At 42.2% G+C, this 21,536-nt stretch carries 17 protein-coding genes; 16 read left to right on the forward strand and 1 reads right to left on the reverse strand.

The window, feature by feature from the left end; all coding sequences use genetic code 11:
• The first annotated feature begins 117 nt into the window (after positions 1-117).
• The 9 genes from ACHLI0_RS21955 (at position 118) to ACHLI0_RS21995 (ending at position 10,540) form a co-directional block, all read left to right on the forward strand.
• The gene (locus ACHLI0_RS21955) at positions 118-885 is read left to right on the forward strand and encodes a GNAT family N-acetyltransferase (RefSeq protein ID WP_055217257.1); all 768 of its coding nucleotides are present in this window, start codon (positions 118-120) and stop codon (positions 883-885) included.
• Positions 886-1,264: 379 nt separating this feature from the next.
• The gene (locus ACHLI0_RS21960) at positions 1,265-3,034 is read left to right on the forward strand and encodes a helix-turn-helix domain-containing protein (protein WP_413554430.1); all 1,770 of its coding nucleotides are present in this window, start codon (positions 1,265-1,267) and stop codon (positions 3,032-3,034) included.
• Between the two features lie 70 nt (positions 3,035-3,104).
• Entirely contained in the window at positions 3,105-3,467 is a 363-nt protein-coding gene (locus ACHLI0_RS21965; RefSeq protein WP_490750044.1) for a DUF488 domain-containing protein, read from the forward strand.
• An 84-nt stretch (positions 3,468-3,551) separates the two neighbouring features.
• On the forward strand, positions 3,552-4,784 hold the full coding sequence (locus ACHLI0_RS21970) for a Cof-type HAD-IIB family hydrolase (protein ID WP_008760410.1): 1,233 nt from the start codon (positions 3,552-3,554) through the stop codon (positions 4,782-4,784).
• A complete protein-coding gene (locus ACHLI0_RS21975; RefSeq protein ID WP_490750045.1) occupies positions 4,781-5,893 on the forward strand; it encodes an isochorismate synthase in 1,113 nt (370 codons plus the stop codon). The genes ACHLI0_RS21970 and ACHLI0_RS21975 overlap by 4 nt, the downstream gene beginning before the upstream one ends.
• Positions 5,894-5,912: 19 nt before the next feature.
• Positions 5,913-7,580: a 2-succinyl-5-enolpyruvyl-6-hydroxy-3-cyclohexene-1-carboxylic-acid synthase gene (gene menD, locus ACHLI0_RS21980; protein ID WP_413554428.1), complete on the forward strand. Its 1,668-nt coding sequence runs from the start codon at positions 5,913-5,915 to the stop codon at positions 7,578-7,580.
• A gap of 3 nt (positions 7,581-7,583) precedes the next feature.
• Positions 7,584-8,408 (forward strand): 1,4-dihydroxy-2-naphthoyl-CoA synthase, encoded by an 825-nt coding sequence (gene menB / locus ACHLI0_RS21985; protein ID WP_234118722.1) that lies wholly within the window; start codon positions 7,584-7,586, stop codon positions 8,406-8,408.
• Between the two features lie 3 nt (positions 8,409-8,411).
• Positions 8,412-9,437 carry an o-succinylbenzoate synthase gene (locus tag ACHLI0_RS21990; protein ID WP_490750046.1) on the forward strand — a complete coding sequence of 342 codons (1,026 nt, stop codon included), beginning with the start codon at positions 8,412-8,414 and terminating at the stop codon, positions 9,435-9,437.
• Positions 9,437-10,540 (forward strand): AMP-binding protein, encoded by a 1,104-nt coding sequence (locus tag ACHLI0_RS21995; protein WP_490750181.1) that lies wholly within the window; start codon positions 9,437-9,439, stop codon positions 10,538-10,540. The genes ACHLI0_RS21990 and ACHLI0_RS21995 overlap by 1 nt, the downstream gene beginning before the upstream one ends.
• On the opposite strand, the gene ACHLI0_RS22000 is transcribed toward ACHLI0_RS21995, so the two are convergent.
• Positions 10,514-11,083 carry an RNA polymerase sigma-70 factor gene (locus ACHLI0_RS22000; RefSeq protein WP_011109391.1) on the reverse strand — a complete coding sequence of 190 codons (570 nt, stop codon included), beginning with the start codon at positions 11,081-11,083 and terminating at the stop codon, positions 10,514-10,516. The two genes, ACHLI0_RS21995 and ACHLI0_RS22000, sit on opposite strands and share 27 nt — an antisense overlap.
• Before the next feature lie 226 nt (positions 11,084-11,309).
• Here ACHLI0_RS22000 and ACHLI0_RS22005 point away from each other — a divergent pair, with 226 nt between their 5' ends.
• The 7 genes from ACHLI0_RS22005 (at position 11,310) to ACHLI0_RS22035 (ending at position 21,500) form a co-directional block, all read left to right on the forward strand.
• Positions 11,310-12,233, forward strand: a complete 924-nt coding sequence (locus tag ACHLI0_RS22005) for a FecR family protein (protein WP_490750047.1) — start codon at positions 11,310-11,312, stop codon at positions 12,231-12,233.
• Between the two features lie 250 nt (positions 12,234-12,483).
• Positions 12,484-15,783, forward strand: a complete 3,300-nt coding sequence (locus ACHLI0_RS22010; protein ID WP_490750048.1) for a TonB-dependent receptor — start codon at positions 12,484-12,486, stop codon at positions 15,781-15,783.
• A 24-nt stretch (positions 15,784-15,807) separates the two neighbouring features.
• Entirely contained in the window at positions 15,808-17,403 is a 1,596-nt protein-coding gene (locus ACHLI0_RS22015; RefSeq protein WP_090611839.1) for a RagB/SusD family nutrient uptake outer membrane protein, read from the forward strand.
• 42 nt (positions 17,404-17,445) lie between these two features.
• Complete coding sequence (locus ACHLI0_RS22020; RefSeq protein WP_055217265.1) at positions 17,446-18,387, forward strand: endo-beta-N-acetylglucosaminidase; 942 nt, start codon at positions 17,446-17,448, stop codon at positions 18,385-18,387.
• A 20-nt stretch (positions 18,388-18,407) separates the two neighbouring features.
• Positions 18,408-19,619, forward strand: a complete 1,212-nt coding sequence (locus ACHLI0_RS22025) for a DUF1735 and LamG domain-containing protein (RefSeq protein WP_234118714.1) — start codon at positions 18,408-18,410, stop codon at positions 19,617-19,619.
• A 17-nt stretch (positions 19,620-19,636) separates the two neighbouring features.
• Entirely contained in the window at positions 19,637-20,653 is a 1,017-nt protein-coding gene (locus ACHLI0_RS22030; protein WP_490750049.1) for a BT_3987 domain-containing protein, read from the forward strand.
• A 109-nt stretch (positions 20,654-20,762) separates the two neighbouring features.
• Positions 20,763-21,500 (forward strand): DUF1573 domain-containing protein, encoded by a 738-nt coding sequence (locus ACHLI0_RS22035; protein WP_155521366.1) that lies wholly within the window; start codon positions 20,763-20,765, stop codon positions 21,498-21,500.
• Positions 21,501-21,536: the final 36 nt, after the last annotated feature.

A 21,536-nucleotide genomic window follows, 5' to 3' on the forward strand; every position in this document is an offset into this window, starting at 1 on the left:
ACAGAAGACAAATATATCGATTTAAATTTGTTTACTTGTCAGTTTTTGAAAGTTTAGTGTATCTTTGCCATTATAAAAACGAACAATAAAGATTTATACACTGATAAATAGATTACTATGGAAACAAAGTATATTACTCTGACGAAAGAAAATATCGAAAAAGAACACATCTGCTGTGCATTCTCTGATAAGAAGTGCAAGGATAGCTATGAGTTGAAAAAGGCATGGCTGAAAAATGAGTTTGACAACGGTTATGTTTTCAGACGAATAGATGAGCGGGCGAAAGTCTTTATTGAATATGGACCTGCCGAAAAAGCTTGGGTTCCGGTTAATGCACCCAACTATTTAATGATAAACTGTTTTTGGGTTTCAGGAAAATATAAAGGATGCGGGCATGGCAAAGCACTGTTGCAGTCTGCTGTTGAGGATGCCAAAGCACAGGGTAGGGATGGCTTGGTGACTGTGGCCGGTACCTCTAAATTTCATTTTATGAGTGATGCGAAATGGTTATTACGTCAGGGGTTTGAGACAATAGAAAAACTTCCGTATGGTTTCAGTCTTTTGGCTTTGAAGATAAATCCGGCAGCTCCTGATCCGTCATTCAATGGAACGGTATCAAGTGGAGAATGTGAGGAAAAAGAAGGTGTAGTCGTTTACTATACACATCGCTGTCCGTTCGCAGAGTTTCATGTCTGTAATTCTTTAGTGAGTGTGACTGAGAACAAAGGTATTCCATTGAAAATAGTCAGATTGGAAACGATGGAACAAGCACAGAATGCACCTACACCTGCTACTATCTTTTCTCTTTTCTATAAAGGAAAGTTTGTAACGACGGATTTGAGTGCATGTATGGAGCAACGGTTTGATAAGGTGTTGGGATTATAATCTTTCTTGTGATGGTATGTGTCTCCCTTCTTTGATTTTTTTGTCTTTGTGCTGCTTTGCTCTGATGAGTGGGGCGGGTTAATAATTGTCTGGTGCTTATTTAGACTGGTCGGTTCGATTTTTCATGTACTGCTATAATCTTATGCAAATTCATTAATGGAATCGGCTGTTTATTTATATGTTGAGATGTTTTGTTTTATATATGTGGCATGTGGTTGAATTTTAGTGTTTTATTGTATGTGATGGGTGGGAAAAACTTGATAACTCCTGGCTTTTACAATCACTAACTTTTCTTATTTTAGTTCATTCAAATATGTTCAATTCTTGCATTTTATGAAACTATGTTTTACTTTTGGGGAGTAAAATCATTGGGATTATAATGAAAAGTATTCGCTCGGTTATTTGTTTTTGTGTGTTTTTGTTTGTGTTTAACCAGCTCCTTTTCGCCGACAAAACTATAGAGAATGATTCGCTATATACCAGTGAGTATATAAGTCGAATTTATATGGCAGAACCTGAACGGGCTTTAAGTTTGTTGGATGGAGCTGAAAGTAAAAGGGCTATCCCTCTGCGTATTATACATGAATTACGCAGTAGGGTTTATCGTAATATGTATATGACTAAACTGGCTTTTTTGTATGCCAAAAAGTCTTATTTGCTGGATTCCGTATCTCAGAAAGATCCTAAGCACTTGTTGACCATGACTGTCGACCTGGCAGAATTAGCAGTGCTTATGAGTGACCATAAAGAGAGTATGAGGTATGCTTTTGATGGTATCAAGCTGGCACAAAAAGAAAAGGATAAAGGGGCTGAAAGTAAGCTGTTGTTTTGCATCGGTGAAAATAAATGGCAATTGTCTTTCAAAGAGGAGGCATATGACTATTTTGACAAAGCTATCAAACTGCTTCAAGGTACAAGTACTAAACTGGAAATGGCTATGCTTTCATACTTTTATGGGATGAAAATGGATTATCTGCTCAATGATTCCCGTAGTAAAGAAGCATTGGAGGTCGGATTGAAGCGTGAGAAGCTACTTAAAGATATAGCTAAATTACCGGAAAAAACAAAAGGCTTTCTTGATCTGCAATATACTTACTTGTATGCAAAAATGTCGTATATCTGCTATTTGGAAGGAAAGTATGATCAGGCGGAAAAATATTATCAACAATATTTGTCAACAGAGAATTCACAGACACCGGATGGAAAAACCTATGCGATCCCTTATCTGCTAGTGTCAAAACAATATCAGAAAGTTATTGATCGATGTCAGGATTTTAAGAAATTGATGCAAGAGCAGGATACTGTCAACTTGCAGTATATTGGTATCCTTCAGAAAGAGGTGAAAGCGTATAAAGGTTTGAAGGATTTTGAAAAAGTAGCAGCATTACGTGAGTCTATTATTTCTATTATCGATGGTATTAACAGCAAGGATAAGCAGAATGCGGCTTTGGAATTAAATGCTATTCATAAAGCTGACGAGCAGGAAGAATATATTGCCGAACAGACTTTACAGTTAAGAATCAGAAACATATCACTTGCTTTTTTGGGATGTGTTACTTGTCTGATTTTATTTGTGCTATGGCGGATATGGCGTCATACGATTATTGTTAAATATAAAAACAAAATGCTGGCAAAGTTTATCAATGAGAAACTGGCTGGAAAAGAAGAGAACAAACAATTATTCATAGATGGAGATGCGGAAGATCCGATAGCTGTTCCATTGGACTTGGAACCGGAAACAGGCTTTTCCGAAAAAGACGATTTATCTCCGGATGAAGTAGTGGAGAGTGGGGAGGAAGAGGATGAGAATAAGAAAATTTTCAAAGAACTGAATCGTATTGTTGTTCAGGATCAGTTATATCTATCTCCGGAATTGTCGAGAGAGGATCTGGCTCAGATTGTACATTTGAATAATGCCCGTTTCGCCCGGATGATCAAGGAAAACACCGGAACTAATTTCAACGGGTATATTAATGAACTTCGTATTAACTATGCGATTCAGTTATTGAAGCAACATCCCAATTATACCATTCGTGCGATAGCTGATGAAGCCGGATTTAATAGTACGCCTATCCTGTACAGCATGTTCAAGAAAAAGACTGGTATGACTCCATACGAATTTAAGAAAGCGCAGGAATCCTTAGGTTGATTTTGGCTTTTTCGTTAAACAATTTTCCGTTTTATCGGTTTATTCTTATGATAACTAAATATAAACGGAAATGGTGCAAGTTAGGATAAAGCGAGTGTACGAAGACTTTTCAGAGACAGACGGATATCGGGTGCTGGTAGATAAACTCTGGCCACGTGGAATCAAGAAAGAATGGTTGAAATATGATTACTGGGCAAAAGATATAACGCCTTCCGCAACACTGCGTAGATGGTTTCATGAAGATATTCCGGGTCACTGGAATGATTTTGTCGTGATGTATCAGAAGGAGCTGGAAGCTTCTCAGGCTGTAGCCTATTTTCTGACTCTTATCAAACCCCATCCGGTGATCACTTTGCTTTATGCATCCAAAGAACCGGTTTATAATCATGCCCGAATCCTTCGTGATTATCTGGAAATGCATCTGAAAGAGTGAAATTAAAGTAATTTTTATCTCTTTCCGCTTTCAGTCGTTCACTCAATTTCCTACCTTTGTAATCTAAATCAAAATCGTGTGTCCATGAAGTATAAATTATTAGTTCTTGATGTAGACGGAACGCTTCTCAATGATGCAAAAGAAATTAGTAAACGTACATTGGCCGCTTTGCTGAAAGTACAGCAAATGGGAGTACGTATCGTGCTGGCATCCGGCAGACCTACTTACGGTCTGATGCCCTTAGCCAAATCCCTTGAACTCGGAAATTACGGAGGTTATATCCTTTCTTATAATGGTTGCCAGATAATTAATGCTCAAAACGGAGAAATACTGTTTGAGCGGAGGATTAATCCGGAAATGTTGCCTTATCTGGAAAAGAAGGCAAGAAAAAATAATTTCGCACTGTTCACTTACCATGATGATACGATCATTACTGACACTCCGGAAAATGAACATATCCAGAATGAAGCTCGCTTGAATAATTTGAAAGTGATCAAGGAAGAGGAATTTTCTGTAGCAATTGACTTTGCTCCGTGTAAGTGTATGCTTGTCAGCGATGACGAAGAAGCGCTGGTTAGTCTGGAGGGACACTGGAAGAGACGGTTGAACGGAGCTTTGGATGTTTTCCGTTCCGAACCTTATTTTCTGGAAGTAGTGCCGTGTGCGATTGATAAAGCTAACACGCTGGGAGCTTTATTGGAAGAACTGGATGTGAAGCGTGAAGAGGTCATCGCTATTGGAGACGGTGTGTGCGATGTGACGATGATTCAGCTGGCAGGACTGGGAGTGGCGATGGGGCATTCGCAGGATTCGGTAAAGGTCTGTGCGGATTATGTGACAGCTTCCAACGAGGAAGACGGAGTGGCTCTGGCTGTCGAAAAGGCGATAATAGCGGAAGTCCGCGCTGCAGAGATTCCTTTGGACCAGTTGAATGCACAGGCGCGTCACGCATTGATGGGTAATCTGGGTATCCAATATACATATGCCGACGAAGACCGTGTAGAGGCGACGATGCCGGTAGATCACCGTACGCGTCAGCCGTTCGGTATTTTGCACGGTGGAGCTACGCTTGCATTGGGAGAAACAGTTGCTGGACTCGGCTCGATGATTCTCTGTCAGCCGGATGAAATTGTGGTAGGAATGCAGGTCAGCGGAAATCATATATCTTCTGCGCACGAAGGTGATACAGTACGTGCAGTAGCGACGATTGTACACAAAGGACGTTCCTCTCATGTATGGAATGTGGACGTTTTTACTTCAACCAATAAACTGGTGTCCTCTATACGGGTGGTCAACAGTGTGATGAAAAAAAGATGATTGACGAAAAAAGTAACTTGACAACTATTGATGCACTCATTCAGCGGAAACAGCCCTTTGCTGTTTATCGTGTTCCCGGGGAGAAGTATCCTCGTCTGTTGACTGAAGATGTCGGAGCTGTCCGCCTGATTTACGATTTGAAAGAACTGAATGGACAAAGAGGATTTGTGATTGCTCCGTTCCGTGTAGATAAGTCATGCCCGATTGTGTTGATACAGTCCGACAGGACTGGACGGCCGTTGCCTATGGAAATCGTGGCAGACGAAGGGCAGGTCTTGCAAAGTTATCCGGAGGAATCTTTTCATACCCTTTGTACAGGGAAGTATGCGACCTGTTTTCATACATTTATTGAAGCCTTGCGTGATGCTACCTTTGATAAACTGGTGCTTTCCCGTAGTCTCACTATTGGAAAGAATCCGGAGTTTTCCCCTTCAGCTGTTTTTCGTGCAGCTTGTCAACGTTATATTCATTCTTATATCTATCTGTGTTATACTCCTCAGACGGGCGTGTGGCTGGGAAGTACCCCCGAAATTATATTGTCGGGCGAAAAAAATGAATGGAATACAGTTGCCTTGGCAGGAACTCAACCTTTGCAGAATGGTAAACTTCCGCAAGTATGGGATGACAAAAACCGTCAGGAGCAGGATTATGTGGCGTCCTATATCCGTCGGCAGCTTCTTTCGCTGGGCATTCGCTCTACAGAGAGCGGGCCTTATCCGGCATATGCCGGCGCCCTGTCACATCTGAAAACTGATTTTCATTTCTCTTTGAAAGATAATAAAAATCTGGGAGACCTTCTGAAAGTCCTGCATCCGACTCCTGCCGTGTGCGGACTGCCTAAAGAAGAAGCCTATCGGTTCATTCTGGAAAATGAAGGGTACAATCGTAAGTATTATTCCGGTTTTATCGGCTGGCTCGATCCGGAGGGACGCACAGATTTGTATGTGAATCTGCGTTGCATGCACATTGAAGACGAGCAATTGACGCTATATGCCGGTGGCGGATTGTTAGCCTCTTCAGAGTTGAATGATGAATGGCAGGAAACGGAAAAGAAATTGCAGACAATGAGGCGTATTCTTGTGTCTGCTCCAATAATGATGAATCACTAACAAGCTAATCACTATCAATATGTATTCGGACAAGAAAAATATACTCCAGTTGGTCGCGCTGCTCGAGGCGCATGGAATTACGAAAGTAGTGTTATGTCCCGGTAGCCGTAATGCACCTCTTGTGCATACGCTGTCTACTCATCCGGGTTTTACTTGTTATGCTATGACGGATGAACGGAGTGCCGGTTATTTTGCGATTGGCCTTGCACTGAATGGTGGGCATCCTGCTGCCGTTTGCTGTACTTCCGGTACAGCGTTGCTCAATCTTCATCCTGCTGTGGCAGAAGCGTATTATCAGAATATACCTTTAGTTGTGATCTCTGCCGATCGGCCTGCTGCCTGGATTGGACAGATGGCGGGACAGACATTGCCGCAGCCCGGTGTTTTTCAGACATTGGTCAAGAAATCGGTAAACCTTCCAGAGATTCAGACAGAAGAGGATGAATGGTACTGTAACCGCTTGGTGAATGAAGCCTTGCTGGAAACCAACCATCATGGAAAAGGTCCGGTACATATTAATATTCCTATATCCGAACCTTTGTTCCAGTTTACGGTGGAGTCGCTTCCCGAAGTACGTGTCATCACGCGCTATCAGGGGCTGAATGTATACGACCGGGATTACAATGACCTGATCGAACGCTTGAACAGATATCAGAAGCGGATGGTTATTGTCGGACAGATGAACTTGATTTACTTGTTTGAGAAACGGCATACCAAATTGTTATATAAACATTTCGTGTGGCTGACCGAGCATATCGGTAATCAGACAGTACCCGGTATTCCGGTGAAGAATTTTGATGCGGCGCTTTATGCGATGCCCGAAGAGAAAATCGGCCAGATGACTCCCGAACTACTGATTACTTATGGCGGACATGTGGTTTCCAAGCGGTTGAAAAAATATCTTCGGCAGCATCCGCCTAAAGAACACTGGCATGTGTCTGCTGACGGAGAAGTGATTGATCTTTACGGCTCTCTGACTACCGTCATCGAAATGGACCCGTTTGAGTTTCTGGAGAAAATAGCTCCGTTGCTGGATAACCGTGTGCCGGAATATCCCCGTGTCTGGGAGAATTATTGCAAGACCATTCCCGAACCGGAGTTCGGATATTCGGAAATGTCGGCTATCGGTGCTTTGATAAAGGCATTGCCGGAATCATGTGCATTGCATCTGGCAAATAGTTCTGTCATCCGCTATGCTCAGTTATACCCGGTTCCTTCTACGATTGAGGTATGCTGTAACCGGGGTACAAGCGGCATCGAAGGCTCGTTGTCCACGGCAGTGGGATATGCCGCCGGTTCGGATAAACTAAATTTTATAGCTATAGGTGACCTTAGTTTCTTTTATGATATGAATGCTTTGTGGAACATCAATGTCCGTCCCAATCTACGCATCCTTTTGCTGAACAACGGAGGAGGGGAGATTTTCCATACATTACCCGGACTGGATATGTCGGGTACATCGCACAAGTATATTACAGCCGTTCACAAGACATCTGCCAAAGGATGGGCGGAAGAACGCGGATTCCTTTATCAACGGGTAGAGAATGAAGAACAGCTTGCCGAAGCGATGAAAACCTTCACACAACCGGAAGCCATGGAACAACCGGTTCTGATGGAAGTATTCACCAATAAGAATAAAGATGCACGTATACTGAAAGATTATTATCATCAACTAAAACAAAAATAGATTATGTCAGCACAAAGAGAATGGACAACCATCAGAGAATACGAAGATATTCTCTTTGATTACTATAATGGGATTGCCCGCATCACCATTAACCGTGAACGCTATCGAAATGCATTTACTCCGACTACAACGGCTGAAATGAGTGACGCATTGCGCATTTGCCGGGAAGAAGCGGATATTGATGTGATCGTGATTACGGGAGCTGGTGACAAGGCTTTCTGTTCGGGCGGTGACCAGAATGTGAAAGGTCGTGGCGGCTATATCGGCAAGGACGGTGTTCCCCGTCTGAGTGTTCTGGATGTACAGAAACAAATTCGCAGCATTCCGAAACCGGTAATTGCTGCCGTGAATGGATTTGCCATCGGTGGCGGACATGTGCTTCATGTGGTTTGCGATTTATCGATTGCTTCGGAGAATGCGATCTTCGGACAGACCGGTCCTCGCGTAGGTAGCTTTGATGCAGGTTTCGGGGCCTCTTATCTGGCTCGTGTTGTCGGTCAGAAGAAGGCACGTGAGATATGGTTCCTTTGTCGGAAATACAATGCGCAGGAAGCGTTGGATATGGGATTGGTGAATAAAGTAGTTCCATTGGAGCAACTGGAGGATGAGTATGTGCAATGGGCGGAAGAAATGATGCTGCTCAGTCCGTTGGCCTTGCGGATGATTAAAGCCGGATTGAATGCCGAACTGGACGGTCAGGCAGGTATTCAGGAGTTGGCAGGGGATGCGACCTTGCTTTACTATCTGACGGATGAGGCTCAGGAAGGAAAGAATGCATTCCTGGAGAAACGTAAACCAAACTTTAAGAAATATCCGAAGTTCCCTTAAACAATGGATTGCAAAATAGACATTATTCCGCGGGTGCTTCATTTCAAGCAGCCGGCTGGAACTTCACGAGGCACATACACAACGCGAAAAGTCTGGTATCTTCACTTTACTGCTCCCGAATTTCCCAATCGGGTAGGGATCGGGGAGTGCGCTCCTCTGCCCAATCTTAGCTGTGATGATCTTCCCGATTACGAGGAAGTGCTGGCTAAAATTTGTCGGCAGGTAGAGAATCAGGGAGGCAAGCTGGACATGGAAGCTCTATGCAAGTACCCTTCCATCCTTTTTGGCCTGGAGACAGCCATTCGTCACTTTTTTGAAGGAAGCTGGGCTTTGTGGGACACGCCCTTTTCACGTGGGGAAGCGGGTATTCCGATAAACGGGCTTATCTGGATGGGCGACTTCAATAGAATGCTGGCTCAGATAGAGAAGAAGATGGAGGCTGGATTCCGTTGTATAAAGTTGAAGATTGGTGCCATCAACTTTGAAGAAGAACTGGCTTTACTCCAGCATATCCGCTCTCACTATTCTTCTAAAGAAATAGAATTGCGTGTAGACGCCAACGGAGCATTCTCGCCAACAGATGCGATGGAGAAATTGAAACGCTTGTCCGAACTGGACTTGCACTCGATAGAACAACCCATTCGTGCCGGACAATGGGAAGAAATGGCACGTCTTACTTCCGAATCTCCTTTGCCGATAGCTTTGGATGAGGAACTGATAGGCTATAATACCTGGGAAGAAAAGCAAAGGCTGCTTTCGGCTATCCGTCCGCAATATATTATTATCAAACCTTCTCTTCATGGTGGATTAGCCGGTGGCGAGGAGTGGATTGCGGAAGCGGAGAAACTGAATATCGGTTGGTGGATAACTTCTGCTCTGGAGTCTAATATCGGTCTGAATGCTATCGCTCAATGGTGTGCTACTTTTCAGAATCCATTGCCTCAAGGGTTAGGCACCGGGTTACTCTTTACAGATAATGTAGAGATGCCTCTTGAAATCAGAAAAGATTGTTTGTGGTTTTGTAAATGATGATATTCGACCGACAAAAACAGCGGTTGCTGCTGGAGGGAAAGGAATATACTCCGGGCGATATACATAGCCTTGTAGCAGAAGGTGAGGGAAACCACCCTTCTGCTATATGGGACTTATATTTTTTTCTAAACGAATGGTTTAATGATGATCCTGTGATCACTGTACATACTTCCGGTTCTACGGGGGCTCCTAAAGAATTGATAGTTCGCAAAGATCAGATGATGCAGAGTGCACGCCTGACTTGTGAGTTTCTGGATTTAAAGCAGGGTGAAACGGCATTATTGTGTATGAACCTTCGCTATATCGGGGCGATGATGGTAGTCGTCCGTTCTTTGATTGCCGGGCTGAATCTTATAGTACGTCCGGCTTCCGGTCATCCATTGGCGGATGTGGACACTCCTTTAAGGTTTGCGGCTATGGTGCCTTTGCAGGTGTATAATACGTTTCAGATACCCGAAGAGAAAGAGAAATTAAAGCAAACGGAGATTTTAATTATAGGAGGTGGAGCAGTTGACAAGGCTTTGGAGGAAGAAATCAGAAATCTGCCCAATGCTGTTTATTCAACTTACGGGATGACGGAAACACTTTCTCACATCGCTCTCCGCCGTCTGAATGGTGCAGTGGCTTCCGATCGTTATTATCCTTTTTCATCCGTAGAGTTATCTTTGTCTTCAGAAGATACATTGATGATTAATGCTCCGCTTGTCTGCAATGAAATTCTGCAGACAAATGATATTGCCCGTATTTATCCGGACGGTAGTTTTACGATTCTGGGAAGAAAGGATAATGTGATCAATAGCGGAGGAATTAAAGTGCAGGCAGAAGAGATCGAAAAGTTACTTCAGTCGTTTATCCCTGTACCGTTTGTGATCACTTCCGTTTCGGATCAGCGTTTGGGGCAGGCTGTTACTTTATTGATAGAAGGTCAGATGGAAATAAGTGCGCTAGGGACTAAATTGGAATCAGTCTTAGCACCTTATTATCGTCCTAAATATATTTATCAGGTAAATCATATTCCTCAAACGGGAAATGGGAAGATCAATCGTAAAGAGTGCCGTGTTTTAGCAGAGAGCTTACAGTTGCTCGGGAGACAGGAATAATAAAAACAGCGGGAGGTAATCTTTCAACTCGTTCCGCAGGAGTTCCATTGTTTTTTGTTTATACCGATTAATGGATTTTACGCTGAGATTCATTTCTTCGGCAATTTCCGCATGTGTTTTGCCTTCAAAGAAACTCTTCATAAATACGGTGCGATAGTTTTCCGGGAGCTTATTTAATGTTTCGTATAGCATTCGGTATAACTCATCAAGTGTATATACACTATCTGTTTCTGTTTCATAAAGAGGAGCTTTCTTCTGGATATTTTCGGCATAACTCCATTCATACTCCTGATGTTTCAGAAAGTTCAGACAACTGTTTTTTACACACATCTTTATATATCCCAATGCTGTCTCCGATTGCAAATCGAAAGAGTCGGTATCCAACTTGTCCCATAGGGAGGTGAATACATCCGAAACAATGTCCTCGCGGACTTCTTTATCATCTACAAATCTTTTTGCATACAGGCAGAAAGGAGCATAATAATCCTCGTAAAGTTGTTTGAAAGCCCTTTCTTTAGTCTGTCTGGAAAAAGATATTTTCATTATTTTGAGATTCTGTAGTTTTTCATTTTACTGCAAATATATAATAAGAAAATCAGCATTTCCTAAAATTTCCTTTCTTTTTTTTGTTTTTGGTATGAAGCTGTAGAAAATAAGTTAGCTCAAAAAATAAAATAAAAAAAAGTATGTTATACCTGTCCCTTTTCGATTACCTCAGTTGTACTATTAGTGTAATTGCAATTAAAAGACTAAGATTTTGAAAGAGAATATGGAAAATATGAATCCGGAATCATTGCTCCGAAAAGCGCAGGTATTAGGAGAGGATATTAAAGAAATGGAGTCCATTGATGTACTGGGCGCCTACCAACAAGCACAGACCCAAATAAAGACAAACAGAAGAAGGAGTATGTATAATCAGCTGATGCGTTATGCTGCATTCTTGACTATACCTTTATTGCTTTCTTCTTTGATTTTGGGATATTTATATTGGGGAGCGACGGATACCGAAGAGAAATATGCTGAAGTCATGGCGGCTACAGGCTCAGTCATTCGTTATGAACTTCCTGATCATTCGGTTGTCTGGTTAAACTCCGGTAGTACTTTACGTTATCCGACTGTTTTTAAGAAAGATAATCGTAATGTTGAATTAGAAGGTGAAGCCTATTTTGAAGTAGAGGCGGACAGGAAACGGCCTTTTTACGTCAATACTCCTGCCGGGTTAAGTGTCTATGTGTACGGAACCAAATTTAATGTGAATGCTTACGAGGATGATAATAGTATAGAAACGGTATTAGAGAAAGGTAAAGTAAACGTCATTTCACCGGACGGAAAAACAACAGTTCAGTTAGCTCCGGGAGAACGATTGCTTTATAATAAGGCAGATCAGAAATTGTTGAAGGGAAAAGTGGATGTGTATGAAAAGGTGGCATGGAAAGACGGTAAGCTGATATTCCGCAATGCCGAGCTGGATGAGATATTTAAACGGCTGGCACGGCATTTTAATGTAGATATTCAGTTTAATAATATATCGGGAAAAGAATATAAATATCGTGCGACCTTCCGTAATGAAACACTGCCACAGATATTGGATTATCTGGCTAAGTCTGCTGCCTTGAAGTGGAGAACCGAAGAGGCAGTACAACAGGCAGATGATACATTCACAAAGAAAAAGATAATAGTAGATTTATATTAGTAACCATAAAAATGAGAGTAGCCTATGAGATAGCACAAAGATCGTAAAAAAAGGAAGAAAGCTGCTACCAACAGCTGTCTTCCCCCCAATTTTTCAGATTCGCGGTAAGGAGTCTTGCAAACGCTAACCGGAATCAAACCATAGTTCATTATAGTAATAAACTTTAGTTAACCGCAAATGTATGAAAAAAAATCATTCATTTATTGCATTATATCCTAAATATGCTTTAAATCTAAAACTACCTTTAGTTATGAGGATTAGTCTGGCACTACTTTTTGCAGTCGTTTTACAACTATCTGCAGAGAATGGCTATGCTCAACGGACGCATGTTGCCATTTCTATGAACAATGTATCTGTAGAACAGGTACTGAATAAAATAGAAGAAGCTTCCGATTATGTTTTCCTTTACAATGACAAAACGATTCAGAAGAATCGTATTGTTTCTGTGAGAAATAAATCAGGTAAGATTCTGGATATTCTAGATGACATTTTTAAGGGGACCGATATTACGTATACCGTAGTTGACAAGCAGATTATTTTATCGACTAATAAAATGCAACTTGTTCAGCAGGAAGGACAAATCCAGATAAAAGGAGTTGTGAAGGATGCTGGCGGAGATCCCTTGATCGGTGTGAATGTGAAAGTGAAAGATTCTACGGTCGGTACTATCACCGATATAAACGGAAACTTTTCGCTGCAGACCAGGAAAGGAGATATTCTGGAAATTTCTTATGTGGGATATGCCACGAAAACAATAAAGGTACAGAATGCCCAAGTTCTGAATATTGTGCTGACAGAAGATACGGAAGTACTGAATGAAGTCGTTGTTACTGCATTGGGTATCAAGAAGGAAGCTAAATCTTTGTCATACAATGTACAGCAAGTAAGCAATGCCGAGATTACACGCATTGCAGATGCCAACTTCGTCAATAATCTGAACGGTAAAGTTGCGGGTGTTACAATTAACTCATCTTCAGCTGGTGTCGGTGGCTCTTCACGTGTAGTGATGCGTGGAACCAAATCATTGAATGGTAATAACAATGCTCTTTATGTAGTTGATGGTATACCGATGAGTGATATGAGTGCCGCTTCTACGCAGCCTACAGACTCATACGAAGGTGCCGGTCAGTCCGGTGATCCTATTTCCGGTCTGAATCCCGAGGATATAGAGAGTATCTCTGTCTTGAGCGGACCGTCAGCTGCTGCTCTTTACGGTAGTGCCGCTGCCAATGGGGTAGTAATGATTACTACTAAAAAAGGTAGGGAAGGACGTACTTCAGTCAGCATATCCAATAATACGACTTTCTCCGCTCCTCTTGTCTTGCCCGAATTTCAAAATACTTATGGGCAGACAGAAGTGGGTAGTTACTATAGCTGGGGCAGTAAATTGAATACACCGAGCAGCTATGATCCTAAAGACTTCTTTCAGACAGGTGTGAATGTAACCAATGCTGCCAGTCTTTCTACAGGTACTGACAAGAATCAGACTTACTTATCTTTAGGTACTACCAATGCCAAAGGTATTATCCATAATAATGACTACGAACGTTACAATGTTACTGTCCGTAATGTAGCCAAGATGCTGAAAGATAAGCTGACTCTTGACCTGAGCTTTATGCTTAGTTCTGTAAAAGAACAGAATATGACCTCTCAGGGACTTTACTATAACCCGTTAGTACCTCTTTATCTGTTTCCTGCGGGAGATGATTTCTCCAAAGTACAGGCGTATCAGCGGTACGATTCGGAACGAAATTTGCTGACTCAGTACTGGCCTTACAGCACAAGTCTGGCTTTACAGAATCCATACTGGATTACCGAGCATATTAAAATACCTAATCACAAGAACCGTTATATGGCAACCGCATCGGCAAAATATGAGTTTGCTGACTGGATTAATGTAACAGCCCGTGCCAAAATGGACCGCAATAACGAACGCCGTGAGCGCATGTATGATGCCGGAACAAATACTTTGTTTGCTTCTAAATACGGTTATTACTCTAAGAGTAATATCGAGAATCAGCAGATATACGGTGAATTATTGCTGAATATTAATAAGTACTTTGTCGATAATACCCTAAATGTAACAGCCAATGTGGGTGGGAACTTTGAAAACAATGATTATCAGTCTGATTATTTCGGAGGCAAACTGAAGTCGGTAGCCAACCTCTTTACTTTTGGCAACGTGGATACTTCAGAGAAGAATCTGGCCAACCAATATGGCTATCATTTGAAAAAACGCGCCATATTCGGTAGTGCTCAGATCGGTTACAAGTCTATGGCTTATCTGGATGTGACGGCTCGTAACGACTGGTCATCTACTTTCAAAGGGACGAATACCGGTTCTTTCTTCTATCCGTCTATCGGTCTTTCGGGGATTATCACAGATATATTCCGTTGCAGTACGGATATTATGCCATACATGAAAGTACGTATTTCTTATTCGGAAGTAGGTAATTCACCGGATGTATTTCTGGCTATTCCGACTTATGAGTTGGTTGATGGCGTTCCTGTTACTCAGTCCCGACGTCCTAACCCCAATCTGAAGCCGGAACGTACCAAATCATGGGAAGCCGGATTTAACTTTGTCTTCTTCAAGAACCGTTTGAGATTGGATGGATCTATCTATCAGTCACGTACCTACAATCAGTTCTTTGAACGTACCCTTTCTTCTACTACCGGCTATAAATCGGAAGTAGTCAATGGCGGTCGTGTAGATAATAAAGGTATCGAATTGTCTTTGCGCTTTGAGGACAAATGGGGAGATTTTGGCTGGAGTTCGTATCTGACCTATTCATTGAACCGAAATAAAGTGGTGGAATTGCTGCGCAACTATGAAGATCCTTATACGCACGAACTTACCTCTCTGGATAGAATTGATATGGGCGGGACAAGTATGTATAAAATGATACTGACAGAAGGCGGATCTATCGGCGATATTTATGTGAATACGCTTCGCACGGACGAACATGGAGCTATCTATGTCCATCCTTCGGACCAGGTTGTAGTCACTCAGCCTGATGAATTTGTAAAGGCCGGTAATAGTGCTCCTAAGTATAACCTCGGTTGGGGAAACACATTCAGTTACAAAGGGCTTTCATTGGGATTCCTGTTCACGGCACGTGTCGGTGGTGTAGTTGTATCACAGACACAGGCGACGATGGACGCATACGGCTCTTCAAAGGCTACAGCCATTGCCCGTGATAATGGTGGAGCCATTGTTAACGGTCGTCCTATCGGTGCGGAAGATTACTATACGAAAATTGGAGGTGCCGGTGCTCAGGGTGGTATTGGTTCTATGTACACCTACAGTGCGACTAATGTCCGTTTGTCTGAGTTGTCGTTAGGCTATGATATTCCTATCAACAAGTATGTGGACTGGATTAAGGGGTTGAACGTATCTTTCATCGGCAAGAATCTCTTTTTCCTTTATAGGAAAGCTCCGTTCGATCCGGAACTGACAGCAAGTACAGGCACTTACTTTCAAGGTATCGACATGTTTATGTCGCCAAGTCTGCGTAATTTGGGATTCTCTGTGAAAGTTAATTTCTAATCAAACTTATAAATTGTAGAAGATATGATATTAAATAAAATACTATCATGGAACAAACTTTCCATTCTCGGGATATCTTTGATGCTATTAAATAACATTTCGTGTATCGACTATGAGGATAACGTAAATCCGAATGAAGTCACCGAGGAAATGATGGAAGTAGACAACTTGAAGACGGGTGCTTTCTTTTCGCAAATGCTGCGTCGGGTTGTAATCATAAATGATGGCGACAAGCTCGACTCTGACTATCAGATTGCCCAGAACTTATCGCATGACCTCTATTCGGGCTATATTGCCGCTACCTTAGGATCTACCAATCATAACGGGCAGTATAACTTTCAGGAACAATGGGTGAATGCCACTTTTGATTATGCCTATACCGGCATTATGGCACCATGGCAAAGTATTCACAAAATAGCCACTGAACAGGAACTGCCGGAAGTTGACGCATTGGCTACCATCGTAAAGGTAGGAGGCATGCACCGTATTGCTGACACATTTGGTCCTATTCCATATGTAAACTATGGCTCTTCCAGCTTATATGATGCATTGGATTTGGTTTATAATAAGTTTTTTGAAGAACTGGATAATGCTATCGAAGTATTGAGCAATTATGTGAACGGAAATGTGGATGCTAAGCTGATGAGTGACTATGACTGTGTATATGGGGGGGACGTAGAGAAGTGGGTGAAGTTTGCCAACACACTGCGTTTGCGTCTTGCTATACGTGTTTCTTATGCGAATCCCACACTGGCAGAAGCACAGGCAAAGAAGTCAATGGAAAACATGTTCGGCTTTATCGAAAGTAAAGCGGAACGTGCCGAACTTTCGCATAATTCATTGGAATATCATCATCCGTTGCACGAGATAGCCTATAACTTCAATTCGGGTGACTGTCGTCCGGGTGCTACCATCGTAGCCTATTTGAACGGACTGAATGATTCGCGAATCAGCTCTTATTTTACAGCCGCCGATGACGGTGAATATCATGGCGTACGTATTGGTATCACAACAAGCAATATGAGCAATTATCAAGGCAATAAAATCTCTAATCTGAATATTAACCGTGCTTCTACTCCGGTAGTATGGATGACGGCTGCCGAATCGTTCTTCCTGCGTGCCGAAGGTGCATTACGCGGCTGGGATATGGGTGGAACGGCCAAATCATTCTATGAGCAAGGTGTACGCATGTCGTTTGAAGAGAATAATGCCGCTGGTGTAGATGATTATTTGGCTGATCATACCTCGACTCCGGGTGCTTTTGCAGATAATGTGGGTAGTGATAATTATACCTTCAGCAGCAGGGTTACTCCTGCATGGGATGATAATGCCGGATTTGAAGCTCAGTTGGAACGCATCATTACACAGAAGTGGATTGCCATTTATCCCGACGGTCCCGAAGGCTGGAGTGAATATCGTCGTACAGGCTATCCGGAAGTTATTCCTGTAGTAAGAAACAGTAGTAATGGTACGATTGATACCCAGTTGCAAGTCCGCCGTCTGCCTTATACACGCGACGAGAAGATCAACAATGCTAGCGGCGTTGCCAGTGGTATATCGGCTTTGGGTGGTCAGGATACGGGTGGAACTAAACTCTGGTGGGACAAAAAATCCCGATAACAGGAGAATGGACATTGTTTAATTCTAAAAACACTAATTACGATGAAAACAAAAATAACAGGTTTACTGACTTTCCTTATCGGAACATTCTTTTTCTATAGTTGTGATACCGATGTGGAAGCGTTAGAAATTCAGAAACTGAAAACATATGACGAGCAGTATTTTGAGAATCTGCGTGCTTTCAAGAAAAGCGATCATGAGATAAGTTATGCTTATTACGAAGCGTGGTCACCGATCGAAGGTGTGACAGGCTATAAAGATCCCGCGTCGTGGGGTGAACGTATGGTAGGACTGCCTGACAGTATAGATATTGTAAACCTTTGGATGGGAATACCGACAGCAGAGACACATCCGATAGCATATGCGGATATGCAATACTGCCAGCGGAAACTGGGTACACGTTTTGTCATGCATGCCGATGCTTCTCATTACAGACACCAGTTCACCGTTGATGGGGTTGATTATGATCTTAGCCAGAATAAGGACGATGAAGCGATGGCTGCATATGCAAAATGGATTGTGAATCAAGTGTTGGAACCGGGACTTGATGGAGTAGACGTTGACTGGGAAGGTTGGAGTGGTTCCGATTTGGTCAGATTGATAAAGGAACTTGGCAAGTATTTTGGTCCTGAAGGCGAACAGCCGGATAAGTTGCTTATCGTTGACTACTTCAGTGGAACACCACCGACAGACATCATACCTTATTGTGATTATATCGTTCAACAGGCTTATAGTGATCAAGTGGGGTTCTTGACTCAACCCAGTAACTTTCCACCCGAAAAGATGATTTATTGCGAATCGTTCGGAGTATTCTATGCTGATGGGGGGCAACTGATGAACTATGCACGTTGGGAACCGTCGAAAGGCCGTAAAGGCGGATGTGGAGTATTCTTCTTGGGAAGAAACTATTATTCATCGTCAGGTATACCTTACAATGAGTTCAGGGAAGCTATTCAGATAATGAATCCTGCAATAAGTGAATAAATAATGAATAAATAAGAATCATGATGAAAACATATATATTTAAACATTCCTTATTGGGAGTAATAGTGGGTTTATCCATCTTGAGTTGTACGGAGGGTGATAAATTCGATTATAATAAAAATGTGGCTTTTATTACAGGAACAGAAACGACACCTGTAACAAAGTTTGTAGTAGAGGATACTCCTTCTTCGTATGCAGTCACCGCTTCTACTACCAATAAAGTGGATAAAGATGTGAATGTGAAGTTTGCGATTGACAGATCGTTGGTAGAGTCCTACAATAATGAGCATAATACTAAATATTATCCAATTCCGGAGGGTGCTGTAGTCCTCGAAAATGCTGATGCTGTCATTCAGGAAGGCAAAGCTTTCTCAACGCCGGTTACTGTCAAGGTAACCTCGACGGAAGATTTTGCCGAAGGACGTGTATATGTCATTCCTGTCACTATGCTGCAAGTGGACGGGCTGGAAATATTGAAACCTTCGAAAACGATATTCTTGCAGATATCCCGTGTTATTCATTTTACGTCATTGAATATTAGTAACACCAATCTTTATAGTAACTTTATTTTCCCGGATGACAAGAAGCAGGAATTGTCCAACTTCACCTATGAGATTAAGTGTTATTCTCAGGAATGGCATCGGATTGCTCGTCTGTGTAGCTTCACCTCAGCAGACGAACAACGTTCGAGCATGCTTCGTTTTGGAGAAAACGGATTGGATATAAATGCATTGCAATGGGTAAGTCCCAGTGGTAGTATTGTGTCCGGCACTCGTTTCAGTACCGACCGTTGGTATATGATTTCTCTGACTTATGATGGTAGTAAATTGACTATGTATGTAGACGGAGTGAAAGATGCTCAGGGCGATGGTGATGGTAAACCGGTAGATTTCCAACGTTTTGAGTTGGGTATGTCTTGGACAGGCTATCGGGGATCTCAGTATTTCCGTGGTCGTATTGCCGAAGTACGTGTATGGAACCGTGCGTTGAGTACAGGCGAACTACAGATGAATCTTTGTGGCGTTGACCCGCAGTCGGAAGGACTGGTTGCTTACTGGAAAATGAATGAGGGCGAAGGACACATTTTTAAAGATGCAACCAAAAATGGCTATGATATGGACTGGACAAATACAGCTCGTGAGATAAATGAAGGAGCTGGATTGACTTATAACTTAAATTATAGCAGTGCTATAGCATGGGATAGTGATGATAATAATAGGTGTAACGAGTAATAAAATAAATGATAGCTATGAAAATAAATACATATTTCTTAGGATTATTGACGGTAGCCGGCCTATTCAGCTTTCAGTCATGCGATGATGAGAGTTACGATGTTGTGGGTAATCCTGATAATTTAATTTATTTCCCTTCGAAAGGCCAGCTCGATAATGTGTCTGCGGCTGTTGAGACTTTTACGGTGGTTTCTACACCTGTCGGATATTTTGGTGATGAAATTTACGCTAAGTTTGGAGTATCTGCCACTCGCCCAATGGATGGAACTGCAACGGTGACGGCTACTATTGATAATAGTCTGGTTGAGACTTTCAATACGGAGAATGGTACTGAGTATAAAACGACCTCTGCAGCTGTTTTGCAGAAAGCATCTGTCAGTGTGGGCAGCGGTGCTTATATATCATCTGATTCTATTGAAGTCGTAATTCCGGAAGATAAGTATTCCGGATTGTCCGAAAAGGGAACCTATCTGATACCTGTACGGTTAGAATCGACAACCAGAGGAAAGGTTACCGTCACTAAGAATTTGGCTTATGTAGTGGTGAATTTAGAAGAAAAATTGATCAAGGAAGATGCAGGCTCTGGTGATATAACAGGAACAAAAGTGAGTGACCGCTCTGTATGGACGGCTACGACTACAGACGCTTCAGTAGATGAGAACTCCATTGCCCGTATCTTTGATGGAAATACCGGTTCCGGTGCATCCTTCTCCAATGAAGAGAATCCTATTTTTACGCTCGATATGCATGCGACGAATAAGGTAACTGCTCTTTATTTTAAGAACTCGTCTTCAAGTTGGGGCTCATACTATAACTTTAGCAGAATCGGAGTAGAGTTGAGTACTGATGGCAACAACTGGACAAATGCAGGAACTGCCGCTCCCGTAGTGGAAAACAATACAGATCAATATATCATACTTTATGGTGCGGTTCCGGCACGATATGTAAGATTGTCTCTGCAATGGAGCAGCGGTGGTGGCTCATGGGGATATTACTATCGTACTTTTAACGAATTGGACGTTTACGTTGAATAAACGGCTTTCGTATCTGATAGAAGAGGGGGATAAAGTTGATTGGTGATAAGAGAAACGTTGCCCCCTCTTATCTTTGAAAAATGTAATGTTTGTATAATACTTGTAGATTATGAAAACACTGATTTTATCTATTTCCTTCTTATTCCTGATGCTCCTTCCTGCAATGGCGCAAGAACTTCAGCATTCGGAAGAACTGGTGTTCGAAGAACGTGTCTTTGATTTTGGAGAAATAAAGGAAGAAGATGGACTGGTTTCACATGAATTTGAGTTTAAGAATGTCAGTCAAAAAGTTATTTCTATCAATGGAGTAACAAGCGGCTGTGGTTGTGTACAGTTTGAATTTCCTAAAGAACCGCTCCGACCGAATACTACAGGTAAAGTGAAAGTGACTTACAATCCGGCCTACCGACCGGGCTTCTTTAGTAAAGAAGTAGTTGTTTTGAGCAATAACAATGCCAACTACAACCGTATTTGGGTAAAAGGCACCGTCATTCCCTGCAAACATCCGGTATCAGAGAATTATCCGTATGAGTACGGTAGTGGACTTTGGATGAATTTCGAAGTAATGGCATTCGGTACCATAGGCAAAGGCGGTACGAAAACAATGAAACTGAAATACGTAAACGATACCGATAATGATATACAGCTTATGTTTGTCGTTATAGGTGGTAATACAGATCTTAAGTTTACCAGTCCCCGTCAGGTGAAAGCCCGTGAAGAAGGTGTGATGCCTGTTGAATATCAATATTCCGGCAGCTTTCCGACCGAAACACGTGTCTATCCTGTGATCAACGGGCGGGCATTAATGAAACCGCTGAAGATAACATGTACCAATCCGGTTGATTAGTAATATAATATTTCCTATCTTAGCACCGGCAAATAA

The organism is Bacteroides sp. RCH18 (assembly GCF_058231005.1).